This window comes from Pectobacterium versatile (genome assembly GCF_003932035.1).
Taxonomy (GTDB): Bacteria; Pseudomonadota; Gammaproteobacteria; order Enterobacterales; family Enterobacteriaceae; genus Pectobacterium; species Pectobacterium versatile.
In genome coordinates this window covers 66,713-79,632 of record NZ_CP034276.1, presented here as the reverse complement: position 1 = coordinate 79,632, position 12,920 = coordinate 66,713, and the positions used below count along the sequence as shown (strand labels likewise).

The 12,920-nt window shown below is 55.5% G+C and carries 9 protein-coding genes; 4 read left to right on the top strand and 5 right to left on the bottom strand.

Annotated elements, in window-relative coordinates:
- Window positions 1–237: 237 nt before the first annotated feature.
- Window positions 238–1,929, bottom strand: coding sequence for a molecular chaperone HscC (locus EIP93_RS00330; protein WP_116586324.1), 1,692 nt, complete (start codon window positions 1,927–1,929; stop codon window positions 238–240).
- 219 nt (window positions 1,930–2,148) lie between these two features.
- Between EIP93_RS00330 and EIP93_RS00325 the strand changes: the two genes are divergently transcribed.
- On the top strand, window positions 2,149–2,442 hold the full coding sequence (locus tag EIP93_RS00325) for a DUF2623 family protein (protein WP_125232108.1): 294 nt from the start codon (window positions 2,149–2,151) through the stop codon (window positions 2,440–2,442).
- Between the two features lie 10 nt (window positions 2,443–2,452).
- Here EIP93_RS00325 and EIP93_RS00320 read toward each other — a convergent pair whose 3' ends face one another.
- From EIP93_RS00320 to EIP93_RS00305, 4 genes are all read right to left on the bottom strand, one after another.
- A complete protein-coding gene (locus EIP93_RS00320; RefSeq protein WP_103862842.1) occupies window positions 2,453–3,274 on the bottom strand; it encodes an energy transducer TonB family protein in 822 nt (273 codons plus the stop codon).
- A gap of 203 nt (window positions 3,275–3,477) precedes the next feature.
- Entirely contained in the window at window positions 3,478–4,467 is a 990-nt protein-coding gene (locus tag EIP93_RS00315; protein WP_125232107.1) for a FecR domain-containing protein, read from the bottom strand.
- Window positions 4,464–4,976, bottom strand: coding sequence for a sigma-70 family RNA polymerase sigma factor (locus EIP93_RS00310; protein WP_010296516.1), 513 nt, complete (start codon window positions 4,974–4,976; stop codon window positions 4,464–4,466). The genes EIP93_RS00315 and EIP93_RS00310 overlap by 4 nt, the downstream gene beginning before the upstream one ends.
- A 181-nt stretch (window positions 4,977–5,157) precedes the next feature.
- The gene (locus EIP93_RS00305; RefSeq protein WP_125232106.1) at window positions 5,158–7,707 is read right to left on the bottom strand and encodes a TonB-dependent hemoglobin/transferrin/lactoferrin family receptor; all 2,550 of its coding nucleotides are present in this window, start codon (window positions 7,705–7,707) and stop codon (window positions 5,158–5,160) included.
- Window positions 7,708–8,030: 323 nt separating this feature from the next.
- Between EIP93_RS00305 and prlC the strand changes: the two genes are divergently transcribed.
- The 3 genes from prlC (at window position 8,031) to EIP93_RS00290 (ending at window position 12,862) form a co-directional block, all read left to right on the top strand.
- Complete coding sequence (gene prlC, locus EIP93_RS00300; RefSeq protein ID WP_125232105.1) at window positions 8,031–10,073, top strand: oligopeptidase A; 2,043 nt, start codon at window positions 8,031–8,033, stop codon at window positions 10,071–10,073.
- The gene (rsmJ, locus tag EIP93_RS00295; RefSeq protein ID WP_103862845.1) at window positions 10,070–10,816 is read left to right on the top strand and encodes a 16S rRNA (guanine(1516)-N(2))-methyltransferase RsmJ; all 747 of its coding nucleotides are present in this window, start codon (window positions 10,070–10,072) and stop codon (window positions 10,814–10,816) included. Before prlC ends, rsmJ begins: the two co-directional genes overlap by 4 nt.
- Window positions 10,817–10,966: 150 nt before the next feature.
- Window positions 10,967–12,862 carry a bifunctional metallophosphatase/5'-nucleotidase gene (locus tag EIP93_RS00290; protein ID WP_125232104.1) on the top strand — a complete coding sequence of 632 codons (1,896 nt, stop codon included), beginning with the start codon at window positions 10,967–10,969 and terminating at the stop codon, window positions 12,860–12,862.
- The last annotated feature ends 58 nt before the right edge of the window (window positions 12,863–12,920 follow it).

The following is a 12,920-nucleotide window of genomic DNA, read 5'->3' as shown; positions in this document are numbered from 1 at the left end:
CGCAGTGAATCAGGCGGCACCGCAAGTACACGCATGCATATACCCAATAGATTTCGAGTTGCAGGCAGGCGGCAACCGCAGGACAAATTCGTCGGGAACGAATTTGACCAGCCAAAGGCTGGCCTCCGGTGAGAGACAGGATGTCTCTCATTTCATCCCCAGGAGCTTACTCAAGTAAGTGACTGGGGTGAGTAAGGGAAGCCAACACACCTGCAGCTTGAAAGATGGAGGGTATATTTAGCGGGATACCTCATCCAGATACCGCTCAATACGCTGCCGCGTTTCGTCAATCGCTGGCGCGTATTGCCCTGCCAGCGCCTGTTCAAAATCTCGTAGCCAGAAGCCGATCTGCTCCCGCTCTTCCAGACGCGTTTGCGCCCAAGCCTTTTCCAGCCGCGCCAGCAGGTTGCGGTTCATGAGATTGTCTCTGGGGTGAATCTTCAGCGCTTGCAGTTTCTGGTGACTTTTCTGCTGTTGCTCAGCACTTAGCCCCGTCGGGCTGCGATCGATCACTTTCGTGAAGTTATCGCCGCTGTCCGGCAGATTAACATCCACTTCCAGCAGCCCATTGATGTCATAGCTGAAACGGACCTCAATGGATTGCTTATAAGATTTCGCTTTTATCGGCATGGTGAATTCATCGATAAACACGTTGTTATCGACGTAAGGGCTTTCCCCCTGATAGATCGCGATGCAGATGTTGTCCTGCCCGGAGGAACCCGTGGAAAACGTCTCGACCCGCGAGGTCGGCACCACGGTATTGCGTTCCAATATCGGGGAAAACAGGCCATTTTGCTTATCGTTGGCGGTCTTAATCCCGAGGGTATACGGGCAAACGTCAGTCAGGATCACTTCTTCGATATCCTGCTCGCGTAGTCGACAGGCAGCCTGCACTGCCGCGCCCTTGGCGACAACGGTATCCGCATCCAGATGCTGATAAGGTAATTTGCCGAACAGCCTGACCACCAGCTTCTGGATAATCGACATCTTTGATGCCCCGCCAACCAGCACTACGTGGTCTAGCTGCTCCGGTTTCAGGCGGGCATCGTGCAGCGCCTGTTCTATCGGCGCGCGAATGCGGTTCATCAACGGCAGCCAAGCCGCTTCAATCTCTTCATTATCCAGCACAATGCGCCACTCTTCCTCGCGCCAGTGCCATACCAGTTCATTCGATTGAGAAGGAAAGCCGGGCTGACATTTCAGCGCTTCTGCATGGCTGTAAAGACGTGCCAGATCCGTTGCGGGAATCGCCGAATCCTCAAGTTTCCACGCTTTCAGACAGGTTTTCACCATCGCCTGCGTGAAATCTTCTCCACCCAGATAGTTGTCGCCCGCCGAGCTGTGTACTTCGATCAGCGGAAACGCATATTCCAACACGCTGACGTCGAAAGTGCCGCCGCCTAAATCGAAGACCAGCGTACGCCCCAGTTCCTGCGTGTGTAAGCCATAAGCCATCGAGGCTGCGGTGGGTTCATTGATTAAGCGAACCGCATTCAACTCTGCCAGTTCCGCTGCAAAACGCGTCTGCTTACGCTGTTCATCGCTGAAATAGGCTGGCACGGAGATCACCACGTCCTTGATAGGGTGCCCAAGGTAACTTTCCGCATCAGCTTTGAGTGATTTCAACACCATGGCCGACAGTTCGGCGGAAGAGAACGTTTTATCCCCGAGCCGGAAGGTTTTCTTGCTCCCCATGTAGCGCTTAAAGAGCGACGCCGACACCTGCGGGTGCGTCGTCAAACGGGAAATTGCAGGTTTGCCGACCAGAATACTGCCGTCTTCATCAATACTGACGGCCGAGGGAGTGAAATTGTCATTCAGCGCATTCGGTATCAGGCGGGCCTCGCCATTTTGCCAAACGCTAATCAGGCTGTTCGTCGTGCCCAGATCGATACCAATCGCCAGAGAAGCGTCTTGCGGGTGCGTCATGCTGTTATTCCTTATTAACCATTCCGTACACTACCTATTCCCAGAGTGCCCATCAGGCGCAGATCAATAGCCCGTTCGGCGAGCAGGGCAATAGTATATACATCTTGCTCAGAAAAAGACCGCACACGACGGATTCAGGAATATTTTTCAACAGATCTGGTGAGTGATAAATAAGCGTTATATTATTTACTATATATCGATCATTTACGGAGCATTATCATGGGAAACCATTTTGAGCGGGCCGTCCTCGCGGGGTTGAGATCCGCCAATCCAAAATCCACCAACGACATTAATCCCTACTGCTACGGCTATCGGCGCGGCTATATCTGTGGCTATGCTCACAATCTGGCGGAAACCAAAGGCGACCGCCAGCAGGCGGCCTTCGAGGCAGGATTGTTGTCACGCCGCTACGGGCTGGAGCGGGAGCGAGTCGCAGAGTTCTTTACTGAACAAGGCAACCCTTACGCGATTCGGTTTTTTTATGCGGGCTATGATGCGCACACGCCGCGTTAGTGGATACCCGCTAGCGGCGCACTTCCCGTAAATCGAAGCTAATGGGGATAGTGATGGTGAGCTGCGCGTTATCCCCAATCACCTCTGCTGGTGGAGCCGGAAGTGGCTGAGCACGCTGCGGCAAAGCGACAGACTCCTTATCCAGCGGCACCACACCGCTGCTGCTGGCTAACGAGACGGCCAGCACACTCCCCGCCCGATCCAACGTCACGCGAATCTGGGCGACACCCTGCAATCGCTGCCGCACCGCCTGCGCCGGATAACGTTTATAGCGGCTCAGGTGCGCCAGCAGCTGGCTGCTCCAGTCCGCAACCCCTTTGCGCATCTGCGCAGCATCGCTGTTATATGGCGCAGCGACTTGCTGGCTGCTGCCCGGCAGCGGCGCGCTGGTGACGGGGGCGGGCGGTTTTTCCGATGGCGCCACTTCTTCCTGTGGCGTCGTCTCCTGCACCGGTTTTTCCATTTTTTTCTGCACTTTTTTCTGCGGCTGCGGCTTTTCCTTTTGCGCTGCCGCCATCACTGGATTCGGCGCGGGCGCAAGCAACGGCACGTCCTGCGTCATTTTTTCCGGTTGAGCCGCGGCTTCTTGCGGTGTGGACAGCGTCTGCTGCGGGCCGACAGGCGCATCCTGAGGACTAGGCGTCGATTGCACGCTATCCGCCACCATTAACATCATGGCGGGCGGCGGCGCTTCAATGGAGGAATCAAGCGCATGGTAGCTAACCCAGACAATCAACCCTGCGTGTAGTGCCAATGCCAGCAGCCAGCCGCTCCCCCAACGAACCGTCGTTGCGGGCTGAACCGTATTGTATTTCAGCGTCTGTGCAGCCATTAGCCTACAGCCCCTCGCCGTGGAGGCAGGGGCTGCACGCCCAATGAATGGGGTTCCGAGGAGATCATCATGTGTTCTTCATCACATCGTTAGGTATAAAACAATCAACCGAGATAATAGTAGGTCGTTCAGCTACGGGGATCGGGCAGAAAAAAAGTGAAAACAGCATAAAAAGTAATGTTATTACGTTTTAGCAGGATATTTTATCGCGCGGCAATCTGAACCCAGTAGCGAGAGAAATAACGTACCTGTACAGGAAGCGCCTCCACCAGCGCCGCTAAAATATTATCAGTATCAGACAGCGGGAATACACCGGAAAACCGCAGGCTTTCCACCTCCGGCTGGCAACGAATGACGCCGCTGCGATAACGGCTCAGTTCATCAACAAAATCCACCAGACGCTGATTATCCGCCAGCAGCTGTCCTTTCACCCACGCAGGCTCTGCCTTCGCCGTCTCTATCTGGCCGCAGCGCTGCGTGGTGAACGTCGCCGTCTGTCCGCTTTTTACCACCTGTACATCCTGACTATTCTGGTGCGGATGAAGCCTTACCGCACCGTCATACACCGCCACCTGCGTGTGTTCATCCTGCACTCGCAGGCTGAAGCGCGTACCCAGCGCCTGCACTTTTCCCTGTGCCGTCGTCACAATGAAAGGACGCGGATACAACGCAGCCTTCTCCGCCTGACCGGTTTCGATCATAACTTCACCACGAATCAGCGTGAGCTGGCGTAGATCGTCACCGTAGGCCACATTCAGCGCTGTCTGCGTATTCAGCAGCAGCGTCGTGCCATCGTCCAATACCGCATGGTGCTGTTCGCCTACCTGCGTCTGGTAATCCGCCGTCAACGACTGCCACAGGTCGGTGCGCGATCCTGCCACGCCAGCGCCTCCGGTCAGGCAGAGTATCGCCAGCGCTTTGAGTACGCTGCGGCGCTGCATACCGTTAAGCGTCGACAGACTTTGATGTGCTGCCCGTGCGTTAAGCTGACCCAGATTGGCACATACGGATTCGATATGCTGCCACGCCTGTTCGTTATCCGGCGAGGCTTCTCGCCAACGCTGCCACTCGCGGCGATCCTGTTCCGTGACGCTGTCGGACATCAGCTGCGTCAGCCATGCCACCGCTTCACGCGCGCTGTCTGGCTGGATCGGCTGACCCTGTCTGTCACGATAAAAAGTGCGATCGTTCATAGCGGCAGCGCAAAGAAACACTGGAGGTTGGCGCGTTGCAGATACTGTTTCACTGAACTGCTGGAAACCCGCAAGCGTTCGGCGATATCGCTGTAGCGCATGCCGTGGAGGTGCGCCAGCAGAAACGCTTCTCTGACCGGTGCTGGCAGGCCATCCAATGCGGCATCAAGCTGTTCAAGAATTTCGAGGGTAAGCAGACGCGTTTCTGGAGATGGCATACAGGCATCCGGCTGTGTGCTCAAGACATCCAGATAGGCATCTTCAATCTTTTTACGACGATAATGATTGGCGACCAAACGGCGGGCCACGGTAGCCAGAAACGGGCGCGGCTGGCGAATCGTGAGCAGTTCCGGGTTCATCAGCACGCTAAGGAACGTATCTTGAGCAAGATCTTCCGCATGCTGGGCGCAGTCCAGTTTATGGCGCAGCCAGTTACACAGCCAGCGGTGATGATCGAAATAGAGCTGTTGGGCAAAGTCATTAACGCTGGCCGTCGCTTTCCTCACCATCGAACTTTACCCCAGAGCGCTATTTAAACAATAAGAATGATAATCGTTCTTATTTATGTTTTTTCCCTCTGACTGTCAAGTTCCTAAACGAAAATTATTCAAATTTGCTGAATTTGCATTACGCCCATGCAACATTCCCTCGCTAACGGGGCGGCAAGAATATCCGCCCCGAGCACCGCTATCAGAAACGCTGTAACACGCTGATTTTTACGTTACGTCCTACGCCGGATACGGATTCTCCCAGATACGGGTAATAATCGGTATTCAGCAGGTTATCGACCGTCACACGCGCCTCAAATCCTTTTATCGTCTGCGGCTGCCAGCTGGCGAACAAACCATGCAGCACGTATCCCTTGCTCTTCGGTAACGCCCAGATATCGGCCTGTGGATCGCCATCAGCAGGTGAACGATCCTGCTTGCGTACAAAGTCCGCCGTCCAGCCTACCGCCATATCCAACCGTGGGATCTTGGTGCCCAGCGTGGCGTGTGCTGTCGTCGGTGGGATTTCAGCAATCCAGGTTTTATTGCCCCACGGGTTACGCGGTGATGCATCGCGCTCGCCGCGAATGGAAGAGAAGGACAGGCTGCCAAACAGCCAGCGGCTGTCGTAGAAGGATTCAATCTCGACCCCTTCAATGGTATAGCCCGGCATATTGCGGTAGTTAGAGAGCGGTTGCCCGCAAGATGATGACGTGCCACTCTGCGTCTGCGCTTCACACAGGATACCGCGACGGTAGAAAATTTCGTTTTTACCGCGGTTACGGAACAGCGTGGTACGAATTTGCAGGCTGTCTTCTTCCAGCATCAGGTTATTGAAGTCCAGAATCGCGCCCAGACGAAATGCTTTAATGCTTTCCACTTCCAGATTACGGCTGGTTCCCGGCACGCTGGATGCCGCAGATTGCACTTCATACTGTTCATCAACGACAGGTGCGCGCCAGGTTCGGCTGGCATCGGCAAACAGAGACAGATTATCCGTCACTTTCCATAACGCACCAATACGCGGTGACCAGCCTGTATAGGTCACGCTGCTGTAGTCATGTCCCGCGGCCGGAATGCTGCTGTTATAACGTGGCGCAGCATTAGGTTTCCCCGTATTCGTCACATGGTCATAGCGCACGCCCGGCGTGATCGTCACGCTGCCCAGCGTCACAGCGTCCTGCACATACAAACTACGCGTTTCCTGCTCACCAGCCGGCATGTAGTAAGGCTGGAAATAGCCATAGTTATACTCGGCGCTGTTCTTGCCGGACGGATAGTAAATCAGCGTGTCACGCTTATGCTGATGCCAGCGCATACCGACCAGCAGCTTGTGGTCGAATGGCCCCGTCGTAAACTGGCTTTCATTACTGACTTCCGCGAGCTGATCTTTATAGCTTACCCAGCTTTCATTCCCCAGCGTGCCCAGATAGCTACTCTGCGAAGCTGAATCAGGGCGTCGGTCATGCTGTTCGGTTTTCGAGGTGGCAAATGACGCCGTCAGATTCAGCCACGGCTGATCCTCCGGTGCAATATTCCATTTCAGCGAGTAGTTTTTATCGACCTGATCGCGGTAGACCAGCTTACGCCGCCAGGCTTCTTCCCAACCGTAGCGAGTGATTTCCGCCTGTGTCGGTGCCGCCATATCGTCGCGCTTAGCGGCAAACGGCTGCCAGCCGTCAGATTCGGAGCGCATCGCGGAGAGCGTCAGCGTCTGAGCATCCGTCAGGTAGATGTTGGTCTTCATCAGGTAAGACGCCATATCGCTGGTGGAGTAGACAAAGCGCGTACCATCAGGACGTTCGATGTTGTCGCCATCACGCTTGCTCATATAGAGCAGGCCGTCAGCCATCCCCTCTTCCGTGCGGCCATACAGCGCGCCGCTGTAGATATTTTGCCGATCGTTGGTGTGATAACTGTATTTGACCATCCCACCGAAATTTTCTCCCGGCAGCAGCAGATCGCTGGCGTCTTTGGTATCAACGTGAATGGTGCCGCCGAAGCCACCGTTACCGCTGCGAATATCATGCGGCCCTTTATCGACATCGATCCGCTTAATCAGCTCAGGCTCAATAAATACCGAGCCCTGGCGGTATTTCTCAAAGCCTTTTGGCGCGCCGTCCAGCACGACTTTGACGTCTTCCATATCGCCCATACCCCAGATATTCAGGCTCTGCCCACCCGGTCGGGGAGAACCCGCCATCGACACGCCGGGGAGCTTATCGAGCAGGCTGGCAATATTATCAGCCTGCACGCGGTCAACATCGGCCTGATGCAGCACGGAACGTCCAGCAGCGGCGCTGTCCGATGTGCCACCAACCACCGAGAGCGTCGGGATCATCAGGCTGCCGTCGCTTCCCTCAGCGGCAAGCGCGGACTCCAGCCGATAGCCCGTGGCGGTCTGTACCGCACTCAGTCCCGTCCCGGCCAGCGCGGCCGCAAAAGCGGCCTGAACGGTGTAGGTTCCCTGCACGCTCCCGCTAGTTTTATTCTGTGTTTGATCGGGAGAAAACGTGAGAATGACATTGGCGCGGCTGGCGATGGCCTGCAACGTGGTCCCTAGCGACCCCGCCGGAATGGAAAACGCTATTGTCGGTGCCGTAGTCGCAGCGGCAGTTTCCGCCGCAAACGCCGGGCTGGCCGCTCCAGCACTCAATATCAACACGCCAGACAGTGCCAGATGCACTGCCCGCGCCACCGTCAAGGCGGGTTTATGCGCGATGCGCCCGCCATTATGATTATTTATCGCCATTGTCATTCCCCTGAAATATTGAAAAAAAAGACACATCAGGTAGGTCACGTGAAAAACAAAATCGGGCAGAAAAATAGCAAAAAATTTCGGGGGAAAGCATTTAGCACGGCGTTAACGATGATGTTCAGGTAACGCATGGCGCCTATTTATGGCGGCAAAACGCACCTTTGGTCACGAGCGGTACACCCTCCGCCATTGATTTTCATAGCGCTTGACCTCATCTTAGTGATTAATCCGCAATAGATATCCGCCTTGCCGGTTTCTCTCTGCAACGGATTCCACTTACCGGCAACGAGATCACCCACAATTATCAGGACGGCACCATGACGAATCCATTACTGACCTCATTTACCCTGCCCCCGTTCTCCAGTATCAAAACGGAAGATATTGTCCCTGCGGTGAAATCCGCGCTGGATGAATGCCGCGAGACAGTAGAACGCGTGGTGGCGCAAGCGGGGCCGTTTACATGGGATAATCTGTGCCAACCGCTGGCTGACAGCGACGATCTTCTTGGCCGCATCTTCTCACCCATCAGCCACCTGAACGCGGTGAAGAACAGCCCAGAGCTGCGTGCTGTTTATGAAGAATGCCTGCCGCTGCTGTCCGAGCACAGCACCTGGGTCGGCCAACATGCCGGGCTGTATCAGGCTTACCGCAGCCTGCGTGACGGCGAACAGTACACCGCACTGAGCGTGGCACAGAAGAAATCTGTTGATAACGCGCTGCGCGATTTTGAGCTGTCCGGTATCGGTCTGTCGCCGGAAAAACAGAAACGCTACGGTGAAATCTCTGCTCGTCTGTCCGAACTCGGTTCGCAATACAGCAACAACGTGCTGGATGCCACCATGGGCTGGAGCAAGCTGATTACCGACGTCACCGAGCTGGATGGCATGCCGGAAAGCGCGCTGGCAGCGGCCAAAGCGCAGGCAGAAGCTAAAGAGCAAGAGGGCTGGCTGCTGACGCTGGATATCCCAAGTTATCTTCCGGTAATGACTTACTGCACCAATCAGGCGCTGCGCGAAGAGATGTACCGCGCCTACGGCACGCGCGCATCCGATCAGGGGCCAAACGCGGGCAAGTGGGACAACAGTGACGTCATGGCGGAAGAACTGGCACTGCGTCACGAGCTGGCACAGCTGCTGGGCTTTGATAGCTATGCGCACAAGTCGCTGGCGACCAAAATGGCGGAAAAACCGCAACAGGTACTCGATTTCCTGACCGATCTGGCGAAACGCGCCCGTCCACAGGCTGAAGAAGAACTCGCGCAGCTGCGTGCCTTCGCCAAAGAACACTACGGCGTAGATGAATTGCAGGCCTGGGATATCACCTACTACAGCGAACAGCAGAAACAGCATCGGTATTCCATCAGCGATGAGCAGCTTCGTCCGTACTTCCCGGAAGAACGCGCGGTAAACGGCCTGTTCGAGGTGGTTAAACGCATCTATGGCATCACCGCCAAAGAGCGTAAAGACGTCGATGTCTGGCACCCGGACGTTCGCTTCTTCGATCTGTTCGATGAAAGCGGTGAACTGCGCGGCAGCTTCTACCTCGATTTATACGCTCGTGAACACAAACGCGGCGGAGCCTGGATGGACGACTGCGCGGGTAAACTGCGCAAAGGCAACGGCGAACTGCAAAAACCGGTCGCCTATCTGGTCTGTAACTTCAACCGTCCGGTCAACGGCAAACCCGCGCTGTTCACCCACGACGAAGTCACCACGCTGTTCCACGAATTCGGTCACGGCCTGCACCACATGCTGACCCAGATCGATACCGCCGGTGTCGCGGGCATCAATGGCGTGCCGTGGGATGCGGTCGAACTGCCGAGCCAGTTCATGGAAAACTGGTGCTGGGAACCTGAAGCGCTGGCCTTTATCTCCGGCCACCACGAAACCGGTGAACCGCTGCCACAGGAACTGCTGGAGAAGATGCTGGCGGCGAAGAACTATCAGGCTGCGCTGTTCATTCTGCGCCAGCTGGAATTCGGCCTGTTCGATTTCCGCCTGCATGCCGAGTTTGATCCTGCGAAAGGCGCGCAGATTCTGCCGACGCTGGCTGAAATTAAAGCGCAGGTGGCCGTGGTGCCAAGCCCAAGCTGGGGCCGCTTCCCACACGCCTTCAGCCACATCTTCGCAGGCGGTTATGCCGCAGGCTACTACAGCTATCTGTGGGCCGACGTTCTGGCGGCGGATGCTTACTCCCGCTTCGAGCAAGAAGGTATCTTCAACCGTGAAACCGGTCAGTCATTCCTGGATAACATCCTGACGCGCGGCGGTTCCGAAGAGCCGATGGAGCTGTTCAAACGCTTCCGTGGCCGTGAACCGCAGTTGGATGCCATGCTTGCGCATTACGGCATCAAAGGATGAGCATCTGCTTAATCGCAGAAGAAGGCGCCGATAGTGGCGCCTTATCTTCTCTGGCCGCACGCTGGGGGCTGGTTTCCGATCCCGATGCGGTCATGGCACTGGTGCTGACAGCGGAACGTCTGGAACTGCGCAAGCAGGATGAACCGAAGCTCGGCGCTATCTTCGTCGATTTCGTTGCCGGGACGATGGCACATCGCCGTCGCTTTGGCGGCGGGCGCGGCGAGGCTGTCGCTAAAGCCGTCGGGATCAAAAAAGATTACCTGCCGGATGTCGTGGATGCGACGGCTGGGTTAGGTCGCGATGCTTTTGTGCTGGCAGCATTAGGCTGCCACGTACGCATGGTGGAGCGCAATCCGGTGGTTGCAGCCCTGCTGGACGACGGATTGCAACGTGGTTATCAGGACGCAGAGATTGGCCCGTGGCTACGGGAGCGGCTGACGCTGCTGCACGCGTCGAGTATGACTGCACTGCGCGATATCACGCCGCCCCCGGATGTGGTTTATCTCGACCCGATGTTTCCACACAAACAAAAGAGCGCGCTGGTGAAGAAAGAGATGCGGGTATTTCAGTCGCTGGTGGGTGCGGATGACGACGCCGATGCGCTGCTGGAACCCGCACGCGCACTGGCGAAAAAACGCGTCGTGGTGAAGCGACCAGACTATGCGCCGCCGCTAGCTGGCGTGCCGGCACAGTCCATGCTGGAAACCAAAAGCCATCGCTTCGACTTCTATCTTCCTGCCTGATCCCTCGCCGCTGCGTCGATAAGCGCATCGGCGACTAAAAACTTACCCTGCTTCGCATTTCCAGTGTCATATTTGCAAAGTCTGTAGCACAAATGGGAAGCAACTCGCATAATTTCGCGCTATCACCTTTTATGACACTAAGATGACATAATGAAAAAAACGCTTCTGTCACTTCTGCTTTGTTTGAGTACTTCTGCTATGGCCGCTCAAGAACCCGTCAATATTACGATTCTGGGGACATCCGACCTGCATGGCACCTTTGTTCCCTGGGATTACGCCACCGACACCGCCAACATGGCTGGCAGCCTGAGTCAGATCGCCACACAGGTGCATAAAGTCCGTGCGCAGCAGCCGAATGTGATTCTGGTTGATGCGGGCGACACCATTCAGGGCAACTTTGTCGAAACCTTCAAAAATGACAAAACCAGCCCGATGATTCTTGGTTTTAACGCCATGAATTATGACGTCTGGGTCATGGGTAACCACGAGTTCGATTTCGGCCTGAACGTACTTTCCACCTCGCTTGACCAGTTCAAAGGCACCGCGCTGGCGGGCAACATTTTTTGGGAAAGCGGTAAACCTTACTTACCTGCCTATAAAATTGTCGAACGGCAGGGCGTGAAGATTGGCATCATCGGTATGGATACGCCGATGACCGCGGAGTTCGCCAAGGGCACCGACCGCGTGAAAGGGCTGAACTTTACCGATCCCGTCGGGGCGGTAAAAACCGTTATCCAGCAAATCCACGGCAAAGTGGATGCCATCGTGCTGGTCGCCCATATGGGAATCGATAACGAAAACCAGCGACCGGGTACTGGCGTCGGTGATATTGCCCGTGCGAACCCTGAATTAGCCGCCATCGTCGCAGGTCATATGCACGTAAAAGTGGATAAAGAGGTGATTAATGGCGTGATCGTCACCGAACCGGACAGATATGGCCGCGCACTGTCACGCATCGATTTGCAGTTTGAGCAGCAGAACGGCAAGTACGTGCTGATCAACAAAGACAGCTATACCTATTCGATTAAGGACGTGGATTCTGACCGCAAGATGGAAGATATCTACGAGCCTTATCACAATACCCTGCGCGCCAACGCCAACCGTCCGATCGCGCAGCTCCTCGGGCACGATCTGGTGCCGCAAGATGCCGTGAAAGGTATTCCTCAGGTACACGTACAGGATACCGGCATCAGCGCCCTGTTCCAGGAAGCCAGCCGTCATTACGCCCCTAAAGCGCAGGTCATCGCGCTGCAAATTGATAACGATAAGCCCAAGCTGAATGTCGGTACCATCGCCGCGAAGGACATTGCCTTTAACTATCAATATGCTGGCGGCGAGATCACGGTTTATCAGCTCACCGGAAAAGAACTGAAGAAATACATGGAATGGTCAGCGGGTTACTTCAACCAGTTGCAGGACGGCGATGTGACTTACAGCTTCAATCCGCAGCGTCGCGCGTCCAAGTATTCCACCAATGATTTCTTCGACGGCGTGACGTACACCATCGATCTGACAAAACCCGCCGGGCAGCGCATCACCGACCTGAAACTGAATAACGGAATGCGGGTTACCGACAAGATGCCGATTCGTCTGGGTATGAACAGCTACCGCATGGGCCACCTGACGCAGAAAGGCGGCGTACTGGAAGGCATGCAGTTCCCAGTGCTGTCGGATACCAAAGCGAAATATGGCGAAGAAGCGGGCACGATTCGTAACCTGACCATCCGTTATCTGACCGAGGTGAAAAAAGGCCAGTACGAAGGTACGGTACCACAGCGCTGGAAACTGGCGGGATTGCAGGGCTATGAGCGCGAACGCCACATCGTCGAATCGCTGCTCAACAGCGGAAAAATCAGCGTGCCGACGTCAGACGATGGCCGCTACAGCAACGTGCAATCCATCAACGTGAAAGCATTACTGCTGCCGGATGCCACGCAGCGGGAGAAACGCGTAGCGGAACTGACGCAACAGCGCGACAGCGCCACCAACGCGTTAACCAAACAACGTCTGAACGATCAGCTAACGATTATCACGGCGATTAATTAACCGATACCTTGCGGGAATCTGGGTAGTAGACAAAGTGCAGCGGTGATAATGGATAGAT

Bases quoted from the DNA above. Each gene is read 5' to 3' on its own strand.
- EIP93_RS00330 (WP_116586324.1), bottom strand. From the start codon at position 1,929: ATGACGCACCCGCAAGACGCTTCTCTGGCGATTGGTATCGATCTGGGC.
- EIP93_RS00325 (WP_125232108.1), top strand. From the start codon at position 2,149: ATGGGAAACCATTTTGAGCGGGCCGTCCTCGCGGGGTTGAGATCCGCC.
- EIP93_RS00320 (WP_103862842.1), bottom strand. From the start codon at position 3,274: ATGGCTGCACAGACGCTGAAATACAATACGGTTCAGCCCGCAACGACG.
- EIP93_RS00315 (WP_125232107.1), bottom strand. From the start codon at position 4,467: ATGAACGATCGCACTTTTTATCGTGACAGACAGGGTCAGCCGATCCAG.
- EIP93_RS00310 (WP_010296516.1), bottom strand. From the start codon at position 4,976: ATGGTGAGGAAAGCGACGGCCAGCGTTAATGACTTTGCCCAACAGCTC.
- EIP93_RS00305 (WP_125232106.1), bottom strand. From the start codon at position 7,707: ATGGCGATAAATAATCATAATGGCGGGCGCATCGCGCATAAACCCGCC.
- prlC (WP_125232105.1), top strand. From the start codon at position 8,031: ATGACGAATCCATTACTGACCTCATTTACCCTGCCCCCGTTCTCCAGT.
- rsmJ (WP_103862845.1), top strand. From the start codon at position 10,070: ATGAGCATCTGCTTAATCGCAGAAGAAGGCGCCGATAGTGGCGCCTTA.
- EIP93_RS00290 (WP_125232104.1), top strand. From the start codon at position 10,967: ATGAAAAAAACGCTTCTGTCACTTCTGCTTTGTTTGAGTACTTCTGCT.